Below are 25,181 nucleotides of genomic sequence, written 5' to 3'. Positions count from 1 at the left end.
TATTTCCCCTTTATAGTGTATTGTGCTGATGTATTAAGCAGCTTAATATACGAGTGCTGAATGCTCTATGCTTGCTTGATACAATATTAGTAATACTCATAACAGCCTATATATATACCTTTTAAAATATTATTCAAGAATTTTACTCTATATATTGTGTTATAAACTCTTATATGTAAACGATATATCAGGTGCTGCTAATGAGCTTTATCAAGCTAGCTCTGTGACTTTTATATAGCATGTTAAAACAGATAGACAAACAAAACATATATGGAATATTAAAGAAACTATGGATCGTATTCCATTGACTGATATATCGTTAATGGTAAAATATAAGAACACTTGTTCTTTTTGTTGGAAAATGGTTGTAAATATCTTGTCTCGTTTCTCTTTATTAGGTAGGAGTAATCTCTTCATAAAGGAGGGGGTTTATTTTGAAAGCCAATGACCAATTGAATCGACGTTTTATCACTTATATGGCCAATCTTCTATATTACAACTCCATAAACTATGACAAGAAAAGAAGAATGACCACCAGCCGATTCCCATTAACTCTAGACAATGATGAAAACCTTGAATCGTCCTTACTTTTTACTTATGATTCGGAATCTGTGCCACTGAGTTTAAAAGATCACATTACCAATCAATCACTTTATCAAGCTTTTGAATCCCTTCCAGAACAACAACAAAAAATTTTATCACTTGCTTATGTCCAAGGACTTAATGACAAAGAGATTTCTAAATTAGTCGGTGGATCACAGCAAAACATCTCAAAACACCGTTTAAAAGCTCTAGGTAAATTAAGAAAGTTAATGGAAGGGTGAGGAAAGATGTCGGAAGTTGATTTTGCTACCCTAATTGCAAACTTAGGTTTTCCTATTTCAATTACACTGTATCTCCTTATTCGTTTCGAAAAAAAAATATCCGATTTAAGCGAAGCTATTAATGGTCTGAAGAACGAAATACAAAAAAACGTAAAGAAGTGATTTGATGATGATCGCAGAATGGCTGCTACAAGCCCAACAACATCAAGATCCTGAGGCTACTCTACATATCTTGGAATCATTTAAGCCGAAGTTAAAAGCATCCTTATTACAGGTGCCCGTCGAACATCGAGAAGACTTACAACAAGAACTCTATGTCAAAATGATTGAGGTTATTCAAACTTTTGATACTAATGATTTCAAATAAAACTGAAGAGTGGTTGTAGAATTTGAGATTCATTTCTCTTTATATAGTAGACGCCGGTGATCTACAAAAAAAACTTATTGGAGGTAATATGTATGGCATGCGTAACAAACATCAGTAATTTTGTGAATGGATCTATCACGTATAACGGAACACGATATGACACAATCGCTCTTGCAAAATGGGTATCTTATCAAAGTTGGAGAAAAAGTGGAGGAAAAAACGGCCTTCCGGTTGCTCTGATTATTGCTCAATGGGGATTTGAACACGGTTGGGATCTCGCAGACCTTCGGTCTACTCTAAATCCAGCCTTTCAACGCAGCGCATGTGGATATAGTGGAACGTACGACAATTCCAGACCTTCTGGCAGAAACCTAGTTTTCAGTTCACTTAAAGATGGGTTCTCTGCTTATGCTAAACTTCTGATTGAAGGGTACATGCATGTACGATATGCATACTCTGACGTTGGTGGTAATGCAAAAGGTATCGACGAAGCTGTGAAAGCTTTGAAGCTTGGCTATTATACTAAATATTCAGGGCCAGCTACGTCATACTGCTCGACCCAATCATTTGCACTGAAAAGTGATGCTACTAAACGAATTTGGGCTGAAGATCCGTACAACGGTATGGAAAATACAATCAAGAGTTCAGGAAATACCTGCCTGAATACGCTTATCTACATCCAAAAAACAGATCCAAATGTGTACGGTTTAACTAATCTCTACTAAACCATAAAATTAAAGATGCACTACCCCCGGGTGGTAGTGCATCTTCTTATTCTGCAACGAATTGTTTACTGTCTTGATCAAAGCTATATTCTGTCGTTAATGTATCTCCTTGGCCTTCTGTGTTTCTCGTCGTTACGACCAACTTCTCACTTGTGCTAACGGGAACACTATCTTTCTCATAATTAATAACGTCCTGAACGTTTTCACCATTTTTAAAGGTAATAGCAAATGCTTCTCCACTTTTTTTATCAATGCCAAAAGCATAGGAATTATACCCTCTGGATGATGTATATTCAGGAGTGAGTAAGAAAACGTCCATTGCTTCAAAACTGATTTTTTCGAAGGAAATAGGCTGGTCAGAAGGTTGAACAAAAACAATATCCTTTAATTCTTTTATTTCTTTTTCTTCTTCATTATGCTTGTACATTACAGAATAATTACCTTGATAATAGAAGTCGCCTTCTTTACCCAGGACACTCGGTGTAGTGATATGTCCAATTGCTTCTTTTCCTTCTGAAACAACGTATAGCTCTCCACTATCTGTATCGATTTGTGCTCGTACCGTCGGGGTTTCTTGATTGGTATCAATTTTAACTACATTAGTATATGGCGAATCCGGAGTTTGATTTTCCTCTCCCTTATTCGTTTGCGTCGCTGTATCAATAGGTTTTTCTGCACTTTCAGTCCCACATCCAGATAATAAAATACTTACTGCAACCATGGAACCTAGGACAACTGAATACTTCTTAAAAATTTAAACCGCTTCCCTTCTAAATGTTAGTCATATTTACAAAGTTTATTATACTTCATATATAACCCATAAAAGTTGATAATATGTAATGGATTTCTTAAAAAAGAGTAACTTACGCTCTTGTTACAATTATAGAGGAGTGATTGCAGTGGTCTGTCAAAATAATTTATTAAAAAGCATCCAAGCTGTGCACAAAGCGGTAATGACGTATTCCAATTGTATTATTACAGATGATGTTGAAAGTACAAAACAGGAAGAACAAGAGACATTACAAAAGTTTGGTTTAGAATTGTCTACCCAGTTATCTACTCTTCGTCACATGTATATCGAAAAGTTCGGTGTAGATCCTATTACTGGCAGACTTCAAGAAATATTATCGCCATGTGGTTGCCAACAAAACATTGAATAATGATTTTTGTAACTGATCTAATAATGACTTTCTTACTGTGTAGAATAATTATAACGATCAATAACTTATACGCTCTTGACTGATTTTTGTATCGGTTTATGGATATGTTTAGATGACTTCTTATCGATAATCGGGCTATCTTATTGGCCATTCCGGCAACTGATACAAGTTCTTATCCCTCGCCAAGGACAAGAACTTGTATCAATAAAATAAAAAAAGCCGCTAAAATAGCGACTTCGAAATACTATCGTTATCTTCAAGCAGCAGATGTGTTGCGAGTTACACGCGGCGGTGATCAGCTTAAAGATAGAATTTATTGTATAACACATAAAAAGACCGCCAGAAGAACTTTGGCGGTCATCCGTTTTCTTCATCGTATTAGTTTTAATCTTCTAGAATTCCTTTCAGTTCTTTCCCTTCAGTTAATAATACAGGATTATTCCGAAGGGTGTCTGCCTCATCCATATTTTTAAAATACTGAGTTGAAGTAAACGTTCTCTTTTCGGTGTTACTATCAATTATACAATCATAGTTACCAGGTACATTAGGATCGGGAACTACATCCTTTATTTTAATATTGCCTATGGCAGATGCCTCGTATAAGTCCATTTCAACACCTAATAAATTTAGTCTTATTTGTTTAAAGAAGCTAAAGACCATACCTTCATTTTTAAGATATACCTCTTTGTCAAACTCTTCCTCATGAGGAGTTAATGAAATTTTATCAAATGAAACATATCTCTTGAACGGCTCTTTTCTAACAAAGGATGAATAGAGTTCAGTTAATTCTAGTTCTTCTTCTTTATTTAAGGCTCCATCTAAATGAAATTCCACCGAAAGCTCATCTTGAAGTAGTTTTATTCGTTCCCAGAATATAAATAAATTTTTAAAACTCACCTCTTCGATATCATTTAACTCAATAGGTGGTGATTGAACTCCAAAAATCTTCCCATTTCCTTCAATAAAGGACTGATACAATTTAAACGTCTCAACCATTTCATTGACTGCTGAAATATTTAATAAATTAAAGTTTAAGGTAAATTTTAATTTATTGTCATTTTGTTCATCAACTATTAAGGAGAGCTGTATTCCGTCACTATCCGCATTTTTGAATAGACTTTTAGATAAGTCAGCAAGTGGTTGTCTCTGCACTAAAATCTTTTTAACCAATTCGTTGTCTGACAATTCGATCTCGAAGGGAGGTGGAAAAGGTTTAGGAGTTAGGATGAATTCCCTCTCCCCACTAATTGTATTTAAAGGGCTAACTGCTGTTTCTTCTAATGAAATAGGAATATCATTTATAAGAATTGGATGTTCTTGATCTATTTTTATATATGACTGTGTCCGATACACCATCTCATATAACTGGTCTTTGGTTAGTAATTTCATATTCTCAGGAATAATAAGTTTTGCAGATACTGCCATAGACATATCTTGATCGTTATCTGCAACTACAACCATGAGATCATTACTCAATGGCTTATATTTAAGTCCCTCTGGTAGGTTCCTACTGAATGCGTCTACAATCTCAGTTGGAATTTTACGTTTTTCAGGCTTACCAAAAGCTTTTTTAAAATTTGAGAACATTTTACCAATCCTTTTCTATTTGAGTAAATACAATAATATTAGAGATTAGTACAAGCTTTTCTGATTGATTAATGTTGAGTTCATTCATAATAAAATCTATCAGGAGTATTCTATCCTCATTAGTGTCCACTATCAAATACTTAATATCTTCATATTGAAACTTCAGCCAAAGTTCTTCTCTTTCTTCTAGACCTTTTGAATACGCTTCGCATACAGTGTTATTAGCATTATTCACCATTTCATCCTGAGGAATAATCAATTCTAATTCGGTTGTCACATTACTGAAATTTGGTACAAACCTCCATTCTCTTTCATCGTGAAAGTTCTTTTCAAGACGACTTACCCTATCATCTCTCTTCTTGAGCATAGCTCCATACAAAGGCTTGATATAAAGTAATTGAGTCGTTAGATAATTACGAAAAACTTCATCTCCTATATCTTGGCTTTCTTGTATTAAGCCGCGTTGGAATGATATTTTATAATCGTTAATAAGGGACGAAGAAGTATTTATATAGCCTATAGGTTGCACCCCGTTTGATATACCCCAGGTTTTATCCATTCCTATACCGAATCGGCCATATCCTACTTCACTTCCTGCCTTACCCATATGATTAGTCAATCTATTCAAATGGATATCACAGAAACAAACCATTGGAAATGCTACTTTTTCCAGTCCATCTAACTCAAGATATTCTATTGATTCTTCATAATACCTTGGAATCATCGCCAATTGAGATAACTTTCTGGTCAGGTATTCTAACTTCGGCATAAAATTAAACAGCACATTTGCACTTTGCTTGAAAGAGGTATCTGATGTAATAACTATGGGTGCATTGGGTAAGGCAATTTCATTAATTTGGTTTCTTTCCATAGATGACTCCTTATATGTTAAGTGAATTTAAGATTGTTAACTTTGCTTTTTCAATTTTAACTTCGACTGATGATCTATTTAAGTTTTTTTTTCAAATGCGGCTCCACATAATTCATAAATAACGAAAGCCGGCTTTGTCCAAGGAATTATAAGCCGCTTCAGCAAGCGACAACTTTCAAAAGTGCTACAGCTTACCAAGAAAAGTAAATTCTCCCAACGCATTAGTGCATATTCATCTAACCTGTCTGTCAGTTGAATGGTTTTACTGTGCACAATAATTTTCAGATGAAACATTGTTCTGATAAGAACGGTTCAATGAACTAATTATTATATCTGCTGCTTGGATACAGTCACCTTTTTTTCATCGGGTTATGATGATGTTAGTACACTAGGTTTAGAAATCGTAATATTAATGCCTTCATGATCGGCATCAAAACTTACACCAAGTACTTCCCAAAGGTCAACAATAACTCTTGCAAGAGGCAAAAAGTCACTCATACCGTGGAAGTTAGGATATGTATTATAAAGGTGCTCTAACTCTTCACTGAAACGAACGAGAAATGGAGTGTAATATTCCATTCGCAAGCGATCTAAATATTCCCGGATTTGGAGACCATGAATTCTCCCCAATAGATTTCCTGTGATATTTAACAATAGATTTGTTTCCTCTTGTATTTTAATAAAAACCGTATAAGAGTTTCCTTCCATAAAGAACTCATTAATGGTATTATCCATTTTCTCTACAATAGCTAAAGCCAGATCACGTACATCATCGTCTCTAAGACCGCTGCTTTCTGTGAATGAAGTGATTGCTACACGATCTGCAATAAATTCCATCCACATAATTTCTCCTATCTTAGAAGCGATAGTCATAATATCATCTGTACGAGTGATTTGGAAAGGTTTATATGATTGAAATCTTATACTGTCATCATGAACGTGTCCTAACTCGTGGTGAAGAGTATGAATTGCTAAATTTTTATAGTTCTCATCACACAAAGCCCAATATAGAACAGAATTCAGGAATACCGTATGTTTTTGTTGATGACCCTCTTCATAACTGATTACCTTCGCTATGGCTGAACCAAATGATGACTCAGTATATCCTTCCTGAACGTTCTTTGAACGTTGGAAGGAGGTTATGTCCTCTTTGAATGTATCAGTATAAATAATTGAATCTAGATCTTCCGTCTTTAATTCCGATGTTAAATGATGAACCAGTTCATGAATAGTTTTTTTGCTAGCCTCTCTCTGTTCTTGATCAAGACTGGCTATCCTTAATTCAATATCAAACATTCTTACACCACTTTCCCATTTAGTAAATTAAGTAGTATGCTTCCGTTGTTAACTAAACATCAAGACTAGTAATTAAAACTGAATTAATAAAATAAAGAGCCACTGATTTAGCGACTTCATTAGGAATAGTTTTTGGCCTTCGGGTGTAGCTTCTATTTAAGTTTTAATGACACTCCTAATTTTATTTCTAGTATCTTCAGAACAAACTGAATCTCCCATTTTTAAACCAGTAGGTGCCAGCATAAAATTCAGATATTTGCCTAGTTCCAGTAATTCAGAATTCACTTCATCATTCGTATAAACCTTTTTTAAAAAGCGATTAAGAGAACTCATTAACACATCTGCTGATTGAATCCAAGGACTTTGTTTTGAATCATGAAATTGAATATTTTTCAAATAATCAAAACCTGTGATAATATTTGTACCGTCCGTCAATTGGAATCTGGAGTTAGTAGCTTCGCTAATTAATTTATATAACTCTGTATAGCCATGTTCATATGCTTTTGTTTTGTCATGAGTTATAGTTAGGCTCATATTCGTTTTGCACGCATATTCTTCTAAATGAGTAATTAGAGAATAAAATGTTGGGACGTTTAAACTAGCTGCCGCATTATTTGATAAAAATTCTGTGTTTGTCTTTTTTTCAATAGCAGTAATTTCTTCAATATAATTGAAAGCTCCAGAAAGTTTATCAGCTAGATCATATTCATTTACTTCTGATAGACCATTGCAAAGGTCTTCTAAACTTTGTTCCATGGCTGCGGGTTCTAACGATCGGTATGCTTGTGCAAACTTCTTCAACGTATCAAATGGTAGGTTGTAGACCTTTTCGACGAGATGTTTCTTTAACAGGTTGTCGAAAGTGTAGCGATTTGAAATTTTATTATTGTAAAAAGGGTCAAGAAACGTCTCTATTACTTTTGCAGCAATACAATATTTTTTTTCAGCGAAAACTAAAAATGGTTTACAATCCAACGCTTCCATTTTTTCAAACATAACTTTGAATTCTCTCTGATTTTTTTTATTACCACTTAAGTTAGTCCCTTTTAACTCTCCATTAACATTCAAAGCTTTAGCAGCTTCATCAATTATTGTAGTTGATGCCAAACGCGAATTAGGAATTATCCATCCACCAACGAGATAAAATGGTTGATCTAGATCTAAATAATTTGACCCACTGTTTCCTGCTTCATCAACAAATACAGTATACTGGTTCTCATGCTTAATACAGCAATTTTTATACTTCATTCCACTACCACAGTAACATAAATTATTCAGTCTAGAATTTCTCAATGTTTTTTCTCCTAACGAGTCTCGATTATAGATTTATAGAACTATTGAGTTATCACGCTGCTTAGTCCAGGTAATGAAGTCCTTGAACTTGTATGCGATGATTTTACCACAATTCAGATGATGATATATTCTATTGTGAGATACGTTCCTAAGAAGCTAATTAGCACTCTTTATTAGACGATATAGTGACCCCCCTATGTTTGTCTGTTTAAATTTGTGATATCAAGGTTCATCTCTTCCGTAAGGATCAAAGTAATATCTACTTTCACTTTGCTCCATAACAATGTCATTTCATGTCTATAACCTTTTAGGGAGTAATCCACGGATAAACTGAGCTCGGATCTATTCTCTTTAATTATTTTTATATGATGTTTTTTCATACTCAGTTTTAATTTGTACATTTCCAAAGAGATCTTATTCTGCATATGGTCTAGATGATTGACATACAGGGACTTCATCTTCACATTTGAATCCAAAATTTTATTTTTATCAATTTCTAGAGAGCTCAATAAATATGGCAGCTCGATAGCCCTCTTTACCAGAGCAAGTTCCTCAGAAGTCTGCCTCACCGAATCCGCCTCCACTTTCCAGTTTTACAGAGATCAATTGATCAAAATCGACATGTTCAAACCCATGATCCTTCTCAATTTTGATTTTATTCGATTGCCTACTAATGGACGTGACCGTCCCATGTACATACCAGTTCCCCAATTCGTTAAAGACCTCAAAACTTGCCGGGATAGTATAGTTGAGGGACATCTCTAAATTTTGAGCAATGATTTCCCACTCGTCATCATGAATGATAGGTTTGGACTGATACTGAATTTGTGTTCGATGCTCATTAATTCGTTCTTTGTGCTGGGGTAACATCATGCGGTTCGACTCCCATAACCCATTGGCTTCAAGCTTTCTGCTCATTTGTAATGCCCCCCAATTTTAGATGCTCTGTCGATCGCTTGACCGGCTGCGGTGATCGAGCTGGCTCGTAGAATGGCTATATCCCCAAATCGATCTTTTATGTCATCCATGACTTTATCTATGGCACGTTTGGTCTCTTGATCTTCAAATAAGGTCAATTGGTATGTATCTGCGTCCGATAGTTGAGAAAGGGATACACCTACACGCCGTACTGGCTGCCCGTCCCAATAGTGATGGAATATACGTTTAGCCATTTTGCAGACATCGACCGTTATATTTGTTGGGTCTGGAAGCTTAACTTGCCTATGAAAGCCTGTAGGGTGATCAAAATCAGCTCCAGACACACTTACAGACACTACACTGCCCATCAGTCCCTTTTTACGGGCTCTTCTGCAGACTTCTGTACAAATGTCCTGGATGACTACTTCGATCTCCCAGGACTCTGCATAGTCCCTAGGAAGTGTCATGCCGTTTCCAATATCCTTTTGCGTGCTATGTGTATCTATGGTTACTGGTGAATCGTCATAGCCGTTTGCTACTCTCCAGATCACTTCTCCATTGACTCCCCATTTGTTTCTCAGTTTGGAGAGAGGGGTATTTGCCAGGTCTCGAATAGTTCGGACGCCCATTTTCCATAAATGTTTTTCCATTCTTGAGCCTATTCCCCACATGTCTCTTATGGGCTTATCACCAATGTGGAGGTGTAACTCCTCTTTCTTGAGGTAGAAAATACCACCTTTTATTTTTTTTGCAATCATATCGCAACAAAGCTTACTGATGATCTTGTTTTCTCCTATGCCAGCTCGGGCATACACGCCGGTATCATTGAGGATCTTGTCTTGAATTTGCTTGGCCATGCTAATTGGGTCATTTCCGAAAAGATGTAACGATCCGGTCACGTCGGCAAATAGTTCATCGATGCTATACGGCTCAACCAGGTCTGTAAATTCCTCAATTATCCTCATAATTTGAGTTGATACCTCTATATATTCTTGCATATGTGGTCTTACAATAATTAGATCAGGGCATTTTTGTAGAGCTTGCCACAGTGGTTCGGCAGTAGAAACCCCTTTAGCTTTCGCCAATGGACAAGCAGCTAGAATAATTCCGGAACGTCTCGCTGGATCACCGGCTACAGCTAAAGGTTTGTTTTCATATTGAGGCATCTTTGCCTTTTCGACTGAAGCGTAAAACGACTGCATATCAATAAGCATTATGGTTCGCTGCTTAGTCAATAAGATCACTCCTGTTTTTAGAACGTGTGTTTGTATATATTATAAACCGAACACACGTTCTTTATGCAAGAGGTAAATTTTTATATGTACTTGTCCATTATAAAAAAAACGACCAGCCTAGGACTGGTCGTTTTACGTATCATATTACATCATTCTTCGTTTTTGCTGCCTCCAATTAGACCCAACCATAACATTCTGATCAAGCTTAGAACGTCGTTCTAGCGGGTATCTATGGCCAGAATTCCTTAATGGAGAGTCTTTATATTTTCTTTCTGAATGCTTTTCACACTTCGTACCCGTGTTTAGTGGTTCATTACAGTATACACAAAGTCCTTTTTCTATTTGTTTTTGCTTTTTCTGTCTTATGGCATTTGCGTGTTTTTCGCACATTGTCTTGGTATCAAGCGGGGCATCGCAGTTAGAATATACGCATTTCCCCTGTTCTTTTCTTTTTCGTCGTAGCTCACGCATTGCTGCAGCAGCATCATATTTTTGTGTCATCATCCATTCTCCTAAATGAAAAAGTCGCCCGAAGGCGGCAAATTATAAATTTTTACGTTTTAGTCCTAAATTTCCGGAATAAAACTCGTTCATTCTTATGAAATGACGTCAACCATACTCCTTTTGAAGTGAATATGGATGATCGTCTAAACAGATAAAGTATCTATCATGTTCTTCATCCACGACATGTAATTCAATACCTATTATTTGATTATGCCATGCGTATACAGGTTGTTTCAGTATGATGGATTTGGCTCCGCTATATACGTTTCTTTTTAATGATGGGTTCAAAAGGTAACTCTGATTATTGTTGCCTATTTCCTGCAGCAAAGCCTGACCGTTGCTAATGGTCAATTTGTAATCCCATCCTTGACCACCTGTTTTCTCAGTATATGTACCAGTTTCATAGATCTCAACTATGTCAGTTCCTCGTTCAATATAAAAGAGAATTTGGCTGACCACTTCTCTTTTCTTTAGCGAATTATATCTGGAGGATGACCATTTAATAATTTGGTTTAGGTTTGTTCTCGTGGCAACTAAATTATTCATGACAGCATCTCACGTCCTTCATTCGTATTCATCTATCTAAAATAGAAGCATTTGGCCACCATTAATGAACTCTAAATAGTCTTTTTCATCTTGGATTTGACAAGCAATTGCCTCACGTTCTACACATCCATAGTACCCACACTTTGTTCTTACTGTGACCGTAGATCTGCAATATACACCGGCTTCAGTATGAGAAACAGGATCTAAATTCGTGTTTACAACCTCCCAGATATGTTTGTTATCATTAATACAGATCTTATCCCCGCTCTTTAAATTTAGATATGGAATAACAAGTGCCTGGTATTCTTCTTTTGATTGAAAATGGTACCCTGTCTTGCTCGGGTTCCAGCCGGTATTAAAAGTCATAATCTTGGTCCCCTTTACGATATTGTTTGATTGTGAATGGAACTAAAAAACCTTCTTCATTTTTATCATTGTTATTAAGATAGTGTTCATAACTCATCGGGTCGAAGGATGCACCTACCTTTTGCCAAAATGGAACGGCTTCAGGAAGAGCTTCTCCCCACAATTCTTTAATACCAGGTATAGTTTTTAGATAGTCTACAAAAATTCTCCCGTAACCTCGTTTTTCTTCAATGACTTGAAGCATCTTAATCTCCAGCGATCGATCTTCTAAGATGGCTATTTCTCCATAGGCAATTAATTGTTGATTAAGTAAAAATGCAAATGGATTTAACTCATGCCGTATCTGGGATTCTAATTCTGGGGCATGTATCAAGATCTCTTTCTTATCTGTATAAAGTTCAATATTCATTTATATTGCTCCATTCTATTCTAGTTTTTATATGCTGCTTATTCTATGTATTGGGGCAGCTCTTTTACTTGAAAGGATGCCCATTGTTGGGTTGGATCGATCTGGAATTCTGAATATTGAAACATATATCCTATTTACGTATTCAAAAAAACCACCGCCTTTTCAGGTGATGGTTTTGAGGACATAATTATTTTATATTTACCTATGTATTTTTAGATGGAGATTACGGGACGAGGTTCACTAATCGAACTTACAACAATCTCATTTTCAAATTTTAAGAGTTTAATATTTTGTGAATATTTATGTCCCATTAAATCTGTAAAATTTACTTGTAGGATAAACTCGTCTTTGTCCGGTGTAGTGTCTAAACTTAATTTTATAATCATGGAGTTACCGACTTTTAAGGTCAATGGATCAAGATCAACACTAGTATAAAATTTTGGTTCAGGAATAAAATTTATACGTATAGCATTTCCCATACCCACGTTCTCAATTCTAATTAAAGTATATAAACTTTTGATTGATGAAAGCTGCTCTACATCATACACATAATAATTGATGTTGAACGGTGGGTCATCATTATTAAAACTCTTAACCGTTTTAGCAGTGAAGTATGGCTTCATAGATAATTTCCTAATCTCTTCTTGGTGTTTTAACAAATCCGATTGTGTTTGTGCCTGATTTTCTATCGTCTTTTTAAAGACATACAGTGTGATAATTCCACCAATTATCCCGCCTAGATAGCTTCCAAAAAAGCTAACCCACGCTTCTTCGTTACCAATAGTCCAACTGCCTGTTGGAATTCGAATGAACTGACTAATCAGTATAGGAATACCTGTTGCAAGACCTAGTAGTATCAATAGTAGCTTATGTTTCTTATAATAAGATTTTATAAATTCCACATTATCCTCCTTAATGTTTGTCATGTACTTAAATATATCATCAAATTGCATCATAGCTTGATAAACTTTCATTACTTGTTCATCAACAAATAGCCGCGATATTCAAGCTGATAAGAGTAATCCCTCTCTTTTAAACAATCGTCGAATTATTTAAGCCTGACAGTTTCCGCAAACAAAAGAGCCGCTATAATAGCGACTTTAAATAGAATAGGGTCCTCCCTCGAATGAGAGTTAGAATTATCTAAGCTGGTAACAAGTCAGAACATAAACAGGCAGCCTTATAATAAACCTTTATATTGGGTATCACCTTGATTAATATTCTTGATTTATCAATTCATCTAAGTAAGCAAAAAATTGTTTTATTGGCTCGGAGCTCTCAATTTTCCCCTGAATCTGATTGAAAGATAAATCATTCAGGATTTTCGGTAATTTGCTATATTCTTCTTGTGTGGTATTTTTTATCGGTAGGTAATCTTCTTCATAAAGTTTAAGCATTAACTTTCTGGTGTTGTCATATCCCTGAAGTTCATTTAACAAGTTATAATATCTCTTTTGAATTTCGTAGATGGAGAAAACTTGTTCATGTTTCTTATGTATATCAGAAATTTTTTCTCTCGACTTATAATTTGGATCGAATAATGAGTTCAGTAATGAATCGAATTCATCTCTGAACTCAAGAAGAGCCTCTCTCAACTCTATTCTGTCATTCATATTTAGATCACTATTCGTTGCTTTGTCAATCCAGTTGAGTAACATAGCTTCAAGGTCTGTTTTACTTAAGCTTTTTCGCAATATAGGTAAACGATCAAATTCATGAAAGAGCGCAGAAGTATTTTTTTCTAATTCTCCCGCTCTTAAAGTTATATTCTTAGTTTCATATAATTTGTGCAATAGTTTGGATGCTAACGCTTCTAAAGCTTCGAAATCAAACCCTCTAACAATTATTGTTGCTTTATCCGAATTGTTTTTTAGGTGATTATAATCATCTAATTGTGAAGTATTTAATGTTCCATTATTTAGTGAACCAACAAACTTTGAAGTGTCCTCAGTCATACTACCTATAACAGTTAAAACATACTCCTCTGCTGAAGGTGTTTCGGCAATCATTTCATTTACAAAAGTTAACATTTGAGTTTTTCGGATTTGTGATTCTGTACTTTTGACTTGCTCTATTCTTGTCTTACCATTATTTAGCTCCCATTTTATATCGATTTTATCCGTTCCCTCAGGTTCAATAGTTACGGTATCCCAGTCTTCTTTCGTAAGTGAATTCAAAACCGCGACAACTCCTTGTATCTTGATACCTTTTGCTGTATCTCTACCACCCATAATAATCCTCCTTAATAACCTTTACTTTTGATTTTTTCATATCATGGTTTATCTTTATCAATAATTATCGTGGACTGCTTTGTGGAGCATGCCAATACACCGATCCAAGTCAGCTTTCACTTGCTTCTTGTATAGGTCAGCTTTATCAGATCCGTCATCTGTAAAGTGATATAACACAATCTCTTGAAAATCTACTTTGGGATCCGTCCCCTTAAGTTTTTTGGTTCGGTAGAATATGCCCTGTTGAACTAGTTCATGTAGAGCTCGATAAATTTCACTTTGTGGCGGGACGTAACCGTACTGCTCGAACTCTTTTTTCATTACCTCTAACATTTCATATCCATATCCTCTATGTTGTTCCACCATGGTGATTAGATATAGTTTTATGTAGGCGCGCTGGGCAATCATAAAGGCCATTTCTTGATCTCCTCCTGATTCATTCCCCTATAGTTTGACTTCAATCTGATAGGGAATCCTTTCTTTGTATGTACAGAATCACATTTACTGTAAATAGTATATTACATTTCTTATCCGTACGTTATACTTGAGGCAAATTGCAATACAAAGGGGGGGTTACTCATAGAAATTTTAAAAGAGATTCCAACTCACATTGAGGATCTGCTTTCAACTCTTCATAATCATGGTCTATACCCTGAAATAGAACCGGCTGTCATCGGTGGTAGATCGACGGTATACAAGATTGATGATTTTTGCCTGAAAGTCTACAGACCTAAGGCTGCTAGAGAAGACGGTAACAATGAATGGCAAGCGTTAGCTGCGTTGCAAGAAGAACCAATGACTCCCACGTTATATGCATACTCATCGGGTGTATTCGTTTTAACCCAGTGGGTTGATGGTTTAAACCTAGGTACCTACAAAAAAACACATGGAAGACTTCCTACGAATTTAATTTATGACTTTTACTTAACTGAATTGGCATTACTCTCATCCGGATATAAAGATTGGGACACTAAGTTAGCCGAAAGTGTCATTTGGTTGGAATCTGGAGATGTTAGGCGGCTCGATTATGGACTTTGTGAACCGATTCCTGAAAGTATGCAGCCTGGGATGTTAAACACTCTGAAAAAAGAAATCGGAGATATTTATATCAATAATATTGATAAAATTAGACAAACCTTGTTTTATGCAGGAATGACTTCTATAGAAGTTGAAGAAGCTATTATTGCTTTCCAGTCCTACATACCTAGACTAGTTTGATAATTAAAAGTGTCAATTTGCTGGTTTTAGAATGAGCTGAATGTTCGCTCTACGACAAAACAGACCCCCGCCATATTATTGTATGGTGGGGGTCTGTTTATTAGGGATTTTATTTATCCTCTGAGTTCAAATGTAGGAGATAAACTAATTTGTCACTAGTTTTTTGTGGGTTGATTTTAGTTACATTAACTGGTTTATAGTATTTTATAATCCATTCCGGAATGACTACTGTATGATCTGTACTCGATATTTCTAAAATGGTAGTTTGTGGATTAAAGATAAAGCTTAGATACTCGCGATCTGAACTATGCCCTTCAGGTGCAAAGTGATCGGTAAGTACAAGTGCTCTCGGGACAATCATCTCTGCAAATTTATAATTTGGCTGGTTAAGTAGTTCAGACAATGCATTTACTAGTGCTGCCTCACTGTCCCCACGGGGATAAATGACTCCAGCAATCATATTGTTCTATGCTCCTCGATTTTTTCAACCAAATAATCAATAGAATGACACTCTTCGTGTTCTTCGTCTTGACCATTCCAGGTAATCCACAAATCATTTTCATTATCCTGATCTGCTTCGATTACAGTAAATGACCAAATTTGTCCGCTAACAACGCAATCGTATGTACTTCCTTCTTCCAACATCATCTTTTTCATCTTTCATCTCCCTATGATTGAAATCGGTATTTTAGACTTACACGACGTTGGAGCGTAGCTTCTTCATAAGTTGTGATACTCTTGGTTTTGAAATCCCTAAAATCTCAGCCATTTCATACTGCTTAATGTTAGGTGATTTTTTAAGGAGTTCTTTCATTTTAATTACTGCTGGCGATCGATAATCTTCATGAATGATTTTTTCTTGCTTAGGTAGGGGGGTTGATTCAGCAGCTATATTCTCAACGCAGGTTTTGCATACTTCATGACCTTTGAATTTTACGGTTTGTGATGTAGCTCCACAGAAGACACAATAATTACGATGAATGAATAAACTCAATCCATTATCTGACTCTTTTATCTCGATATCGCATGTTGGATCAATATTTAGTATTTCTCTGGTACTTATGGGCAAGACAATTCTACCTTCTACATCGATCTTACGGGTAAGACTCATAAAATAAATTTCTCCTTAGCTTTTATAGACTAGTTTCAAATGAATTAGCCTTCATAAGACAAATATCGTCTTAAACTAACTTCTCATGGTTCTTTTTAAACTCTTGTATTAATTGATTCAAAGCATCATATGAAGGGGCAATTTTACGATACATTTTACCTTCACGAGTGTTAATACGATTTTCTTTCCATGGGATTGCATGCAAACGATCTAAGAGCTCATCATATGAACCAACGAGAATAGTACGAGCTCCAGTAAGCGTCGTTGCCATAAGTAAACTTGCATCTTCTTCTGTCTGCCCTTTAGTTACAAATATTGAGTATTTTCGATTGTGCATCGCATCATTCCCAAATTTGAGTGGATAATATGCATACCCTCCATTAGTCAAAGGCATTTTGATCATATCCCCTACAATTTCACTTACTCCACTGTTCATAATTATTGTTCATCCTTTCTATATCGTTTTGTGATAAATACTTATTTTTTTTCTTACCCACGCTACCTTCAAATCATAAGACAAACGCAGCCTTACTAACTGCTCTCTTGTTAGCAAGATTATCAGGATGCATACTAACACATAAAAATTTAATTCCTTCAGATCTCGCTAAATCCTCCAAATACTTTTTAAAGATATAAACCAGATATGCTTGAAAACACATATCTGGTTTATGCTGCGACTTAGTTATATCTAATGGATGTATTTGTCCACTTCGGATCACGATATAAGTGCTTTTTGGCGTCCCATTCCATTGTAACTTCTAAGCTTTGATCTGCGGAAGTATCTCCTGGATTGCTTCCTTTTGAAAACAGATGTTGTTCAATCCAGCGGATTCTATCTTCAGAGACTATGGATTTTTCCCAGTGGTTCTCGTGGAAGATCTGATCGAAGAAAGCAATCCGAATTTTTGTTGCAATGTGTTCAATGCTATTTTGAACTCCTGGGGGACTATCTGAGGTGATGATAATGGTAACTAATTTTCCTTCTCTTAAATCTTCTTCTTGCCCGACTCTCATGACAACATCGCAGTCATAGATAATGACATTACCTTCTTCATTTCGCACCATAGGTCCTGGTATATACGGCCATCTAAATCGATAGATTCCTGGATGCATTACTAATTCTTTTTTCATACTTAACACTCTCCTCTTTATTTAATTTTATTACTTTACTGTTATAGTATAGATCATTCGATTTTAATCGAGTAATGATCGGAATACATGTAGAATTTCCAGTTTTATTTATTCTTTTCTTTTAGTTGTTTCTTCATTTGACTGACTCTGCCCTGGGATATACCGAGAATCTCAGCCCATTTTTGCTGTGATGCACTTGGGTATTGTTCCATGACTTTCGTTAGTCGCATTAGAGCACCTTCACGCCGAACCTGTTTCTTGGTTTGTGATATTTCATTATGGTCGTAATCTGTTTCGTCAGGTGGAAGTACTGGACGCTCATGATCCCTATCTAACGAATTTACATATGTAGGTATCTGATTAAGACATGTTCTGCAAATAAAATAATCTCTGAAATACGATACTTCCTCAATTGATGAACAAAACATGCATTCCTGGGATCGATATCTTCTTAGTATCAGTTTGTCATCTGTTTCGTCCAGAAAATATTCAAAGGGATCGCCAACCTCGATCCCAAGTATTCGTCTCATTTCAATAGGTAGCACAATTCTACCTAAAGAATCTACTTTACGAACCATTCCAGTGTTTCTATCTTTTTTCACTCCAACAGCACCTCCCATCCCTTCCTTATTGTACCATATGGGGATAACGGGTTATGTGAAATGGTTTTATATAAGGAGCTATTCTTCCATAACTTCAATGTTGAACATTGTCAGTATTTTGGAAAGTTGTACACGGGGAGGGCCGCCAAACTCATGAATTTTCATGATCTGTGTTCTTAGGTAGGCGGTATTTTCATCAAATGCCTTTGTACGCTCTTCTAAGGCAGTGGTGTGAAGTAGATGCTCAATAGCTAACGTAATCGTCTCTTGAGCGTTCTCAGCGGTTAAGTGAATGTGATTACCACTCGAATCAAACTCTTCCATGGGTTATCCTCCCTTTGTTCTATTTAGCAGCTCTGTTTTGTTTTCTTTTGGAGTCACCAAAGATATAGATCGGCTACGTACGTCTATGTGAAGGTCAGTATCTATGAAGGGTTCCTTGTGTAGTCCGTGATCCTGTATAGCAAATATCATAACTGCAGGGTTTACTTCAAAAACACCGGCCATAGACGATTACATACAGATTATTGGTACCGACCAACATCTGCGACTAGTAAAGACATCAATTTCTCAACAGCGTCGTAGATGGCGTTTGCTTTATCATGTTCTGTCCCGCTGCCTTCAACACCATCGGGTGCAATTAGGTTAGCTACTTCTTCAGCGATCGCATTTGGTGATATTGCCTCGTCAGTAACCGCTAACTCTTTGATCTTGTTAAGAACTTGTTCAGTTAGTGTCATGGTCACTCATCCTATACATTTTTTTTACTAACTTCTGTGAACTACAATTTAAATGTGATGGAAGTAGTGATTCGTTTTTCCATTTCAAGCAGTACATCTTGCGGTTTGGGAACCTGATCTGAACTTGGAATTTTCCCGGGAGCTTTGTCGTTTTTTCGACTTGAGTCATAGACTTCGACTTCCTTAAACTTGTGGCGTTTACTCTGACGCTTAGATTTAGTATAACCTCGCAAAAACACTATGATTTTATCAGTGAGTATCTCAGTTTTAACACCGAAATCCCATTCTTCTTTTTCAAGGCAGTCTTCACGTAGTCGTTCAATTTTCATTGGTTTCTCCTTATTTGTTATTATTAGATCATTTGAAGCAGAATATATAAAAGTCCGGGGCTCGTCTGAATGAAGATACCGAACCCCGGACAATTTATCATTTTTCTATGTGACTAAAAATATTTGTTTTGATACTCCTTGGCCATTCCCACTCTCGCCACATCCAAGCATTACATAGCGTTAGTTTGTGGATGCGACTGGGTCTATGAATTCAATTAAGGTTCAAAATTTGTATCTTCTTTATTGGGCAGCCAGTATAGGATGCCTTTTTTCTGACTCTCGTTTTAAAATAGATTTTGTATAACATCCTTCATTAAAATTATTATCGGGTTGTGATAGATATTTTTTGGGGGTGAGCAATATTTAATTAAAATTTCAGTCGGGGTTGCACTGCTGGGGGATGTGTGGAAGTTCTTTTTTCGATGATTTTGATCTTTTCTTTTTGTGAATTTTTCACATCATTATTTTATCATATGTATGGTGGGATGAAAAAACACCAAAGCGAATTTCACTTTTGGTGTTTTGTAATTTATTATGTTTTTACTTGGTGAACTCTTTGAGTATGTCAGTAAATGATTCATACTCTGATTCTAAATTCTTAGTAGTATAGATAGCTGATGTATTGTCTAAATTAGATTCACGTTTCTTAACTTCTTCTATGTGCTCTTTAAGGATTTTTACATTTACACGTAATTTTTCTACTTCGCTATTATTAGCAGCTCCGTATGTTAACGACCTGAATCGTTTCATTGTACTTTTGATGCCTACCTTAAATTCTGATTTCGTCCCTTGACTAAGTGTTAAAACTGTATACGCTCCTACGTAATCGACACACAAATCAGGCATTCTCAGCTCATATTTGACCCCACCTTTGGTAGCAGTGACAATATCTTCTGAATAGTTTTTTCCGTCGTAATGTATTTGTCCTGAAGTGTGCTGAACTGTAAGACCAAAGTCAGTAAAAAATTTCTCGAATTCTTGTCTGGCAGCATTACGCTTTGCGTTGATTTTGGGTAACATTTTTTCATAGATCCTTTGTTCAATCCCCGCAAGTTCACGCTGTAATCCATCAATTTCTAACTCCAACTCAACTGTCGACATATAGTGTTCCTCCATTCTTTATATTCGAATAAAACACTATATATAGTATACCATGTAGTTCCAATCAAAAGAAAGTGCATGTATTGTGGGGATTTCCTTATGGTGTTTCAGAGACAAATAACAACAACACCGAGGGATAGTTCTCCTCGGTGTTGCTCGCATCGTATTTATTTTTTCAATACATCAAGTAATCTGTAGATCATAAGGGCTGCTTCCGCTCGAGTGATATCACGTTTTGGATAGAAAAGGTTATTTTGGCCTTCTACGATTCCGTGATTTTTCAATAAATATACGGAAGTTCGAGCCCAAGCTATAATTTCTCTATCATCCAAGAAGACTTTTTCACTATGGTTTTCATAGTTGTTCTTTTCCAAGACGTTTGAGATCATTACTGCTGCTTGCTCTCTTGGGATCTTTACATTAGGACGATAGGTACCGTCTGTAAATCCCTTTGTTACCTTAGCATCTAAAGCTGTAAGAAGTTCTTCAGCATACCATGACGTTGTATCAAAATCGACAAACGTTTGAACATAAGCGCCTGAATTTTCATAGCCTAATGCTCGGGTTGTCATGATAGCAAATTCAGCACGGGTGATTTTTTTGTTTGGCCCAAATGTACCGTCTTTATAACCTTTGATGATACCCGATGCGGTTAAATTCTTGATTGCATCTTCAGCAAAGTTTCCAGCAATGTCTGAATAGTTATTGTTGTACTCAGTGCTGTTGTCTTGGTTATTATCCGTTACTTGGTCTTCATTACCTGTTGTTGGTTCTTTAACCACACCAGGAACAGAGTTTTTGTCTTCTACTGGGGTTACGTTGGTTCCCCCTGCAGAAGTTCCTGTATTTCCGTTACCCCCTGCCGAACCAGATCCAGTGTTACCACTTTGATCACCTGCGGATCCGCTATTATTACCTCCACCAGTGGAAGGCGGTGGAGTTGTACCGGTGTTCCCACCTGGTGTAGTGCTGCCCCCTCCTGTTCCAGGATCCGGAGTATCTCCGCCACCTGTTCCGGGATCAGTTATTGTTCCAGGAACAGTTGCACCACTGCCGTCAGACGGTGTGTTTACACTAATCTCTTCTTTAGCAACAACTTCTTCTGTACCATCAGCTCTAACTAAAATTGCTGTGATATCATAATGATAGTTCTTGCCTGGATCGACGCCCGTTTCAGTAAACCTCAGCATTCCATTAACTGGGGTTTGAATTCCCTCATCTCTAGTCTCGCCAGTCGCACTGTTGTAGTACGTTACGTGATAAGTACCATCACCCAGAGGTACAGCTTTTGTTTGTGGGTTACGCTCTGTGTACATAACTGCGCCCTCAACCACTTTATAGTTGAAGGTAATTGTACCCTCCGTTGGCTGACTAGGTGTGATAACGATACTCTGTGGAGCAGCCGGCGTGATTACTTCAATCACGTTAGATTCTAATGTACCCCACTCATTGCCTGCCACTACTTTATACGTGTGAATTTCTTGAGGTCCAACGTTAGGATCTGTTACAGCATTTAACGTGCCAGACCAAACTTTATAATCTTGATCTTGATAAACTTCATAGTACGTAGCACCAGTCACAGTATTCCAACTTAGCCCTACTCTATCGTGCTGCACGCGATTAGCTTTGATCACTAAATCACCTGTTGGGGCTTCGCCCTCAATTGGTTCACTTGGAATAGTAACAACTTTCATCGCTTCTTTACCCAACACTCCACCTTTATAGGCAGCTACACGATACGTGTACGTTGAACCAGGAGCCAGGTCACTACCACTTTGCGTCCAGCCTGGAGTCATTGGAACGCCAATGGGTTGTCCCTCACGAGTGATGAGATACTCATCAGCACCGTCCACTGCGTCCCAATCGAAAACTACACTATCCCAGCGTAAGTCTGTTACACGGAAATTTACTGGATAAGACAATTGTTGAACCAGTGTAGTAGTGCTACCAATCGTAGCTTCACTTAATACATCACCGCTCATAGCAAAAACGGAGTAGTTATACGTTGTGCCTTCAGTCAAATCCACATCAGTAAACGTAGTAAGTGGACCTTGATAGATTACCGAGTTACCATTCATCAGTTTGTAACCACTCGCACCATTCACAGCGTCCCAAGTTGCTTTGACAGAAGCTGCTTTTGGAGTCAATACAAGATTAGCGGGTTTCTCTAACATTACTGTTTCTTTCTTGGTAACAATATGGATAGTTGCAGGCTCCCCTTCAACGACTCCAGCTTTGGCATAGATATAAACAGTATATGGTCGATCTGGTTTCAACCCTTTTGCTGTTACGGTTGTATCTGTTCCCTCGTATATCACATCATTGTTGACCTTAACCCAATATTCAGTTGCACCTTCTACAGCATCCCATGAAATTACAGCTTCATTAGAAGTTGTAGTTGCCATTGGATTCTTAGCTGCTGGCAACTTCTTAGGATCTTTAGTCCAGATCGTCATTAATTGTGTACCACTAGCGCCTATTGCATTTACAGCAGAAAGTTCTACACGGTACTCAGTTTTCTCTGGCAAACCTGTATAAGTGTATGCCAAGTCTGATCCTGTATACACTTCCAAACCATTGATTACGACTTTATAATCAAGAGCGCCCTCTGCAGCATCCCAACTTGCAGTAACAGAATGCTCATCGGAAACCACTTTAAAGTTTGTAGGAACTGCTGGTACTTTTGGCTCTTCAGCTTTAGGAGTAACTGTCACTACAACAATGTTAGAAGCGTCGCTAGTCTTATTTCCGTCAAAAGCTTTAACGGAATATATGTAACTCTCGCCTACCGTAGCAGTTTTATCAGTATACGTAGTACCTGCAACCGATCCAACTTCTGTACCATTACGCAATACTTTATAAATAAGCGCATCTTTTGAAGCTGCCCAACTGATTTTAACGTTGTTTTCTTCAGTACTGTCTACTTCAAGTGAAGTAGGAGCTTCCAACTTATCAGGAGCAACATTTTTTTTAGTTTTAACGGTCAAACTTGATTTACCACTCTCACCTTTACTATTCACTGCTACGACATCCACAGTATATTCCGTGTCCGCTACTAAGTTTTGGTAAGTATACGTTAAGCTTGTACCACTATAAACCTCTTGTCCGGCTACAATCACCTTATAAGTAGTTGCGCCCTCTACAGAATCCCAACTTGCCGTCAAACTAGTCTCTTCTGTTGTTACTTTAAAATTAGAAGGAGTGTTTGGTATATGCAGCACTGGACTAGATAAAGCTACCCTATTAGTTAAGGCTGGTATAAGTGTAGGTATAGTTACTATGTTGTCATTACCTAATCCCAACTGTGCATTCTCATTTTGACCAACTGCATATGTCTTACCAGACCTTGTCACCAAAAAAGTGTTTTCATAACCAGCGTATGCGTAAACAACGTCAGAAGGAAATCTTTCTGGTTTTATGAATTCTTTAGAATAGACAACAAGAGATGAAGAAAATCCAGATTGTCCTTTAGCATTCCTACCAGCAGTATAGACATCACCATTTTCGGTCAAAAGAGCTATATGATTGTATCCGACCGATACCGTTTTAATATTCCCAGGTACCTTAGTTATTTCATTTATACCGTTATCCACGGCATAGGAATCGCCCCAAGCTAAAAACTTTCCTTCGGTCGTCAAGACTACCGCCATGTCACCATTCAACCAGAAATTAGAGACACTTGGCACAGGCACCTGCGTGTATTCAGACTTGCTAACGTTACCTTTTCCGTTATACAAGTTGGAAGCCCCATTACCAGCATACATCAGCCTTCCATCGTCTAATAAAATTAAGATTTCTGTACCCGAAAGACTCAATCCAACTTTTTTAACTTTACCATCAATTGGTGACTTAATCGGTGTATTACTTGCACTACTCCATCTATAAAGTTCTCCATCTTTAATGGCTGCCGCATATCTATCCGTACTTACTATAGAGTCGACGTTACCCAATGAAAACATCTCCAAAGGATACTTAACTGAGTTTCTAACACTTGATCCTAATCCCAGACTTCCGGAGTAGTTTGCTCCCCATCCCCAAATAACCCCCTCTGTATCTACGATGTAATTATTGTCGTTAATACTAGTGAATAGAGAAACTTCACTAGGGATGATTACTGGTTCCGTGATAGTTATAGTACTACCATCACGTCCGGTCTGACTCCTATACCCGAAAGAGATTAGTTTATGGTCAACGTCTAGAAAACTGGTACCGTATCTCCCACTCTGAATGATATTTGGATTTTCATAATGTAGATCGGTGCTGAGATTAACAGCAGCTTCTGCTGTACCTCCTCCCCACAGTGGTACACTACCTAATACTAAACTTGCTGATAAGACTACAGATAAAACTTTACCAATCATTTTTTTCATATTTCTATCTCCCTTAAATCTAAATTTCATAAAATCCTTGATTAACCAAGCCTTCCTCCATCCTATTTATTTGAGTTTTAGACTCATATCAGAGGAAAATCATTATTCCCCTCAAATGAGCCTAAAATTCTTAGGTTAATATGCCGGTTTTTTATAAAAGGATTTGATCCGAGAGTTAGTTTCAGAGAGAATCTCTTCTTAAATATAAAATTAAAATATTATAAAAATTGTTATAAATTATAGATAT

At 36.8% G+C, this 25,181-nt stretch carries 32 protein-coding genes; 6 read left to right on the top strand and 26 right to left on the bottom strand.

Annotated elements, in window-relative coordinates:
• Positions 1 to 434: 434 nt before the first annotated feature.
• The 4 genes from ASD24_RS09325 to ASD24_RS09315 all read left to right on the top strand — a co-directional run bounded on the left by ASD24_RS09325 (position 435) and on the right by ASD24_RS09315 (position 1,916).
• Complete coding sequence (locus tag ASD24_RS09325; protein WP_056694788.1) at positions 435 to 824, top strand: sigma-70 family RNA polymerase sigma factor; 390 nt, start codon at positions 435 to 437, stop codon at positions 822 to 824.
• A gap of 6 nt (positions 825 to 830) precedes the next feature.
• On the top strand, positions 831 to 986 hold the full coding sequence (locus tag ASD24_RS29900; protein WP_082560351.1) for a YvrJ family protein: 156 nt from the start codon (positions 831 to 833) through the stop codon (positions 984 to 986).
• A gap of 4 nt (positions 987 to 990) precedes the next feature.
• Positions 991 to 1,191, top strand: coding sequence for a helix-turn-helix domain-containing protein (locus tag ASD24_RS09320; RefSeq protein WP_056694786.1), 201 nt, complete (start codon positions 991 to 993; stop codon positions 1,189 to 1,191).
• Positions 1,192 to 1,283: 92 nt separating this feature from the next.
• Positions 1,284 to 1,916 (top strand): hypothetical protein, encoded by a 633-nt coding sequence (locus ASD24_RS09315; RefSeq protein ID WP_056694784.1) that lies wholly within the window; start codon positions 1,284 to 1,286, stop codon positions 1,914 to 1,916.
• A gap of 46 nt (positions 1,917 to 1,962) precedes the next feature.
• On the opposite strand, the gene ASD24_RS09310 is transcribed toward ASD24_RS09315, so the two are convergent.
• Positions 1,963 to 2,637, bottom strand: a complete 675-nt coding sequence (locus ASD24_RS09310) for a hypothetical protein (RefSeq protein ID WP_056694783.1) — start codon at positions 2,635 to 2,637, stop codon at positions 1,963 to 1,965.
• A 118-nt stretch (positions 2,638 to 2,755) separates the two neighbouring features.
• On the opposite strand from ASD24_RS09310, the gene ASD24_RS09305 reads away from it, so the two are divergent.
• Positions 2,756 to 3,076: a hypothetical protein gene (locus ASD24_RS09305; RefSeq protein WP_162248940.1), complete on the top strand. Its 321-nt coding sequence runs from the start codon at positions 2,756 to 2,758 to the stop codon at positions 3,074 to 3,076.
• Between the two features lie 384 nt (positions 3,077 to 3,460).
• On the opposite strand, the gene ASD24_RS09300 is transcribed toward ASD24_RS09305, so the two are convergent.
• The 14 genes from ASD24_RS09300 to ASD24_RS09235 all read right to left on the bottom strand — a co-directional run bounded on the left by ASD24_RS09300 (position 3,461) and on the right by ASD24_RS09235 (position 14,749).
• Positions 3,461 to 4,663, bottom strand: a complete 1,203-nt coding sequence (locus ASD24_RS09300) for an abortive infection system toxin AbiGii family protein (protein WP_056694779.1) — start codon at positions 4,661 to 4,663, stop codon at positions 3,461 to 3,463.
• Between the two features lies 1 nt (position 4,664).
• Positions 4,665 to 5,534 (bottom strand): abortive infection system antitoxin AbiGi family protein, encoded by an 870-nt coding sequence (locus tag ASD24_RS09295; protein ID WP_056694777.1) that lies wholly within the window; start codon positions 5,532 to 5,534, stop codon positions 4,665 to 4,667.
• Between the two features lie 369 nt (positions 5,535 to 5,903).
• Complete coding sequence (locus ASD24_RS09290; protein ID WP_056694776.1) at positions 5,904 to 6,830, bottom strand: hypothetical protein; 927 nt, start codon at positions 6,828 to 6,830, stop codon at positions 5,904 to 5,906.
• 156 nt (positions 6,831 to 6,986) lie between these two features.
• Entirely contained in the window at positions 6,987 to 8,123 is a 1,137-nt protein-coding gene (locus ASD24_RS09285; RefSeq protein WP_056694774.1) for an SEC-C domain-containing protein, read from the bottom strand.
• Positions 8,124 to 8,317: 194 nt separating this feature from the next.
• Entirely contained in the window at positions 8,318 to 8,692 is a 375-nt protein-coding gene (locus ASD24_RS09280) for a hypothetical protein (RefSeq protein ID WP_056694772.1), read from the bottom strand.
• Positions 8,676 to 9,041 (bottom strand): YolD-like family protein, encoded by a 366-nt coding sequence (locus ASD24_RS09275; RefSeq protein ID WP_056694770.1) that lies wholly within the window; start codon positions 9,039 to 9,041, stop codon positions 8,676 to 8,678. The genes ASD24_RS09280 and ASD24_RS09275 overlap by 17 nt, the downstream gene beginning before the upstream one ends.
• Positions 9,038 to 10,276: a DNA polymerase IV gene (locus tag ASD24_RS09270; RefSeq protein ID WP_235540486.1), complete on the bottom strand. Its 1,239-nt coding sequence runs from the start codon at positions 10,274 to 10,276 to the stop codon at positions 9,038 to 9,040. The genes ASD24_RS09275 and ASD24_RS09270 overlap by 4 nt, the downstream gene beginning before the upstream one ends.
• A 144-nt stretch (positions 10,277 to 10,420) precedes the next feature.
• Positions 10,421 to 10,780, bottom strand: coding sequence for a hypothetical protein (locus ASD24_RS09265; RefSeq protein ID WP_162248939.1), 360 nt, complete (start codon positions 10,778 to 10,780; stop codon positions 10,421 to 10,423).
• Positions 10,781 to 10,885: 105 nt separating this feature from the next.
• A complete protein-coding gene (locus ASD24_RS09260) occupies positions 10,886 to 11,326 on the bottom strand; it encodes a hypothetical protein (RefSeq protein ID WP_056694767.1) in 441 nt (146 codons plus the stop codon).
• A 36-nt stretch (positions 11,327 to 11,362) separates the two neighbouring features.
• The gene (locus ASD24_RS09255; protein ID WP_056694765.1) at positions 11,363 to 11,692 is read right to left on the bottom strand and encodes a hypothetical protein; all 330 of its coding nucleotides are present in this window, start codon (positions 11,690 to 11,692) and stop codon (positions 11,363 to 11,365) included.
• Positions 11,682 to 12,101 carry a hypothetical protein gene (locus ASD24_RS09250; RefSeq protein WP_056694763.1) on the bottom strand — a complete coding sequence of 140 codons (420 nt, stop codon included), beginning with the start codon at positions 12,099 to 12,101 and terminating at the stop codon, positions 11,682 to 11,684. Before ASD24_RS09250 ends, ASD24_RS09255 begins: the two co-directional genes overlap by 11 nt.
• 212 nt (positions 12,102 to 12,313) lie before the next feature.
• The gene (locus tag ASD24_RS09245) at positions 12,314 to 13,075 is read right to left on the bottom strand and encodes a hypothetical protein (RefSeq protein ID WP_056694760.1); all 762 of its coding nucleotides are present in this window, start codon (positions 13,073 to 13,075) and stop codon (positions 12,314 to 12,316) included.
• Positions 13,076 to 13,315: 240 nt separating this feature from the next.
• The gene (locus tag ASD24_RS09240; protein WP_056694758.1) at positions 13,316 to 14,332 is read right to left on the bottom strand and encodes a hypothetical protein; all 1,017 of its coding nucleotides are present in this window, start codon (positions 14,330 to 14,332) and stop codon (positions 13,316 to 13,318) included.
• A gap of 57 nt (positions 14,333 to 14,389) precedes the next feature.
• Positions 14,390 to 14,749, bottom strand: a complete 360-nt coding sequence (locus ASD24_RS09235) for a helix-turn-helix transcriptional regulator (RefSeq protein WP_056694756.1) — start codon at positions 14,747 to 14,749, stop codon at positions 14,390 to 14,392.
• 363 nt (positions 14,750 to 15,112) lie between these two features.
• Between ASD24_RS09235 and ASD24_RS09230 the strand changes: the two genes are divergently transcribed.
• Positions 15,113 to 15,550, top strand: coding sequence for a hypothetical protein (locus ASD24_RS09230; protein WP_156395393.1), 438 nt, complete (start codon positions 15,113 to 15,115; stop codon positions 15,548 to 15,550).
• Between the two features lie 109 nt (positions 15,551 to 15,659).
• Here the strand turns inward: ASD24_RS09230 and ASD24_RS09225 are convergent, their stop codons facing one another.
• The 11 genes from ASD24_RS09225 to ASD24_RS31415 all read right to left on the bottom strand — a co-directional run bounded on the left by ASD24_RS09225 (position 15,660) and on the right by ASD24_RS31415 (position 24,934).
• Entirely contained in the window at positions 15,660 to 16,010 is a 351-nt protein-coding gene (locus ASD24_RS09225; RefSeq protein WP_056694752.1) for a hypothetical protein, read from the bottom strand.
• The gene (locus ASD24_RS09220; RefSeq protein ID WP_056694749.1) at positions 16,007 to 16,207 is read right to left on the bottom strand and encodes a hypothetical protein; all 201 of its coding nucleotides are present in this window, start codon (positions 16,205 to 16,207) and stop codon (positions 16,007 to 16,009) included. The genes ASD24_RS09225 and ASD24_RS09220 overlap by 4 nt, the downstream gene beginning before the upstream one ends.
• A gap of 37 nt (positions 16,208 to 16,244) precedes the next feature.
• Positions 16,245 to 16,661, bottom strand: coding sequence for a hypothetical protein (locus ASD24_RS09215; RefSeq protein ID WP_056694747.1), 417 nt, complete (start codon positions 16,659 to 16,661; stop codon positions 16,245 to 16,247).
• Positions 16,662 to 16,731: 70 nt separating this feature from the next.
• On the bottom strand, positions 16,732 to 17,097 hold the full coding sequence (locus ASD24_RS09210; RefSeq protein ID WP_056694746.1) for a hypothetical protein: 366 nt from the start codon (positions 17,095 to 17,097) through the stop codon (positions 16,732 to 16,734).
• A gap of 242 nt (positions 17,098 to 17,339) precedes the next feature.
• The gene (locus tag ASD24_RS09205) at positions 17,340 to 17,792 is read right to left on the bottom strand and encodes a hypothetical protein (RefSeq protein WP_056694743.1); all 453 of its coding nucleotides are present in this window, start codon (positions 17,790 to 17,792) and stop codon (positions 17,340 to 17,342) included.
• 104 nt (positions 17,793 to 17,896) lie between these two features.
• Entirely contained in the window at positions 17,897 to 18,394 is a 498-nt protein-coding gene (locus tag ASD24_RS09200) for an AbrB/MazE/SpoVT family DNA-binding domain-containing protein (protein WP_056694741.1), read from the bottom strand.
• Between the two features lie 78 nt (positions 18,395 to 18,472).
• Positions 18,473 to 18,718, bottom strand: a complete 246-nt coding sequence (locus tag ASD24_RS09195) for a hypothetical protein (protein ID WP_056694739.1) — start codon at positions 18,716 to 18,718, stop codon at positions 18,473 to 18,475.
• 200 nt (positions 18,719 to 18,918) lie between these two features.
• On the bottom strand, positions 18,919 to 19,134 hold the full coding sequence (locus ASD24_RS09190) for a hypothetical protein (RefSeq protein ID WP_056694737.1): 216 nt from the start codon (positions 19,132 to 19,134) through the stop codon (positions 18,919 to 18,921).
• 41 nt (positions 19,135 to 19,175) lie between these two features.
• Positions 19,176 to 19,463, bottom strand: coding sequence for a hypothetical protein (locus ASD24_RS09185; RefSeq protein ID WP_056694734.1), 288 nt, complete (start codon positions 19,461 to 19,463; stop codon positions 19,176 to 19,178).
• Positions 19,464 to 20,003: 540 nt separating this feature from the next.
• Positions 20,004 to 20,564: a hypothetical protein gene (locus tag ASD24_RS09180; protein WP_056694733.1), complete on the bottom strand. Its 561-nt coding sequence runs from the start codon at positions 20,562 to 20,564 to the stop codon at positions 20,004 to 20,006.
• 167 nt (positions 20,565 to 20,731) lie between these two features.
• A complete protein-coding gene (locus ASD24_RS31415; RefSeq protein ID WP_056694730.1) occupies positions 20,732 to 24,934 on the bottom strand; it encodes a fibronectin type III domain-containing protein in 4,203 nt (1,400 codons plus the stop codon).
• Positions 24,935 to 25,181: the final 247 nt, after the last annotated feature.

The sequence above is a fragment of the Paenibacillus sp. Root52 genome, assembly GCF_001426865.1.
Lineage (GTDB): Bacteria > Bacillota > Bacilli > Paenibacillales > Paenibacillaceae > Paenibacillus.
The sequence above is the reverse complement of the archived record's forward strand: the minus strand, read 5'-3'. Positions and strand labels throughout refer to the sequence as shown.

What these genes read in the sequence shown, in the direction of transcription:
- ASD24_RS29900 (WP_082560351.1), top strand. Translation starts at nt 831, where the DNA reads ATGTCGGAAGTTGATTTTGCTACCCTAATTGCAAACTTAGGTTTTCCT.
- ASD24_RS09320 (WP_056694786.1), top strand. Translation starts at nt 991, where the DNA reads ATGATGATCGCAGAATGGCTGCTACAAGCCCAACAACATCAAGATCCT.
- ASD24_RS09315 (WP_056694784.1), top strand. Translation starts at nt 1,284, where the DNA reads ATGGCATGCGTAACAAACATCAGTAATTTTGTGAATGGATCTATCACG.
- ASD24_RS09310 (WP_056694783.1), bottom strand. Translation starts at nt 2,637, where the DNA reads ATGGTTGCAGTAAGTATTTTATTATCTGGATGTGGGACTGAAAGTGCA.
- ASD24_RS09305 (WP_162248940.1), top strand. Translation starts at nt 2,756, where the DNA reads ATGGATTTCTTAAAAAAGAGTAACTTACGCTCTTGTTACAATTATAGA.
- ASD24_RS09300 (WP_056694779.1), bottom strand. Translation starts at nt 4,663, where the DNA reads ATGTTCTCAAATTTTAAAAAAGCTTTTGGTAAGCCTGAAAAACGTAAA.
- ASD24_RS09295 (WP_056694777.1), bottom strand. Translation starts at nt 5,534, where the DNA reads ATGGAAAGAAACCAAATTAATGAAATTGCCTTACCCAATGCACCCATA.
- ASD24_RS09290 (WP_056694776.1), bottom strand. Translation starts at nt 6,830, where the DNA reads ATGTTTGATATTGAATTAAGGATAGCCAGTCTTGATCAAGAACAGAGA.
- ASD24_RS09275 (WP_056694770.1), bottom strand. Translation starts at nt 9,041, where the DNA reads ATGAGCAGAAAGCTTGAAGCCAATGGGTTATGGGAGTCGAACCGCATG.
- ASD24_RS09265 (WP_162248939.1), bottom strand. Translation starts at nt 10,780, where the DNA reads ATGATGACACAAAAATATGATGCTGCTGCAGCAATGCGTGAGCTACGA.
- ASD24_RS09260 (WP_056694767.1), bottom strand. Translation starts at nt 11,326, where the DNA reads ATGAATAATTTAGTTGCCACGAGAACAAACCTAAACCAAATTATTAAA.
- ASD24_RS09255 (WP_056694765.1), bottom strand. Translation starts at nt 11,692, where the DNA reads ATGACTTTTAATACCGGCTGGAACCCGAGCAAGACAGGGTACCATTTT.
- ASD24_RS09250 (WP_056694763.1), bottom strand. Translation starts at nt 12,101, where the DNA reads ATGAATATTGAACTTTATACAGATAAGAAAGAGATCTTGATACATGCC.
- ASD24_RS09245 (WP_056694760.1), bottom strand. Translation starts at nt 13,075, where the DNA reads ATGAAAGTTTATCAAGCTATGATGCAATTTGATGATATATTTAAGTAC.
- ASD24_RS09240 (WP_056694758.1), bottom strand. Translation starts at nt 14,332, where the DNA reads ATGGGTGGTAGAGATACAGCAAAAGGTATCAAGATACAAGGAGTTGTC.
- ASD24_RS09235 (WP_056694756.1), bottom strand. Translation starts at nt 14,749, where the DNA reads ATGGCCTTTATGATTGCCCAGCGCGCCTACATAAAACTATATCTAATC.
- ASD24_RS09225 (WP_056694752.1), bottom strand. Translation starts at nt 16,010, where the DNA reads ATGATTGCTGGAGTCATTTATCCCCGTGGGGACAGTGAGGCAGCACTA.
- ASD24_RS09220 (WP_056694749.1), bottom strand. Translation starts at nt 16,207, where the DNA reads ATGAAAAAGATGATGTTGGAAGAAGGAAGTACATACGATTGCGTTGTT.
- ASD24_RS09215 (WP_056694747.1), bottom strand. Translation starts at nt 16,661, where the DNA reads ATGAGTCTTACCCGTAAGATCGATGTAGAAGGTAGAATTGTCTTGCCC.
- ASD24_RS09210 (WP_056694746.1), bottom strand. Translation starts at nt 17,097, where the DNA reads ATGAACAGTGGAGTAAGTGAAATTGTAGGGGATATGATCAAAATGCCT.
- ASD24_RS09205 (WP_056694743.1), bottom strand. Translation starts at nt 17,792, where the DNA reads ATGAAAAAAGAATTAGTAATGCATCCAGGAATCTATCGATTTAGATGG.
- ASD24_RS09195 (WP_056694739.1), bottom strand. Translation starts at nt 18,718, where the DNA reads ATGGAAGAGTTTGATTCGAGTGGTAATCACATTCACTTAACCGCTGAG.
- ASD24_RS09190 (WP_056694737.1), bottom strand. Translation starts at nt 19,134, where the DNA reads ATGACACTAACTGAACAAGTTCTTAACAAGATCAAAGAGTTAGCGGTT.
- ASD24_RS09185 (WP_056694734.1), bottom strand. Translation starts at nt 19,463, where the DNA reads ATGAAAATTGAACGACTACGTGAAGACTGCCTTGAAAAAGAAGAATGG.
- ASD24_RS09180 (WP_056694733.1), bottom strand. Translation starts at nt 20,564, where the DNA reads ATGTCGACAGTTGAGTTGGAGTTAGAAATTGATGGATTACAGCGTGAA.
- ASD24_RS31415 (WP_056694730.1), bottom strand. Translation starts at nt 24,934, where the DNA reads ATGAAAAAAATGATTGGTAAAGTTTTATCTGTAGTCTTATCAGCAAGT.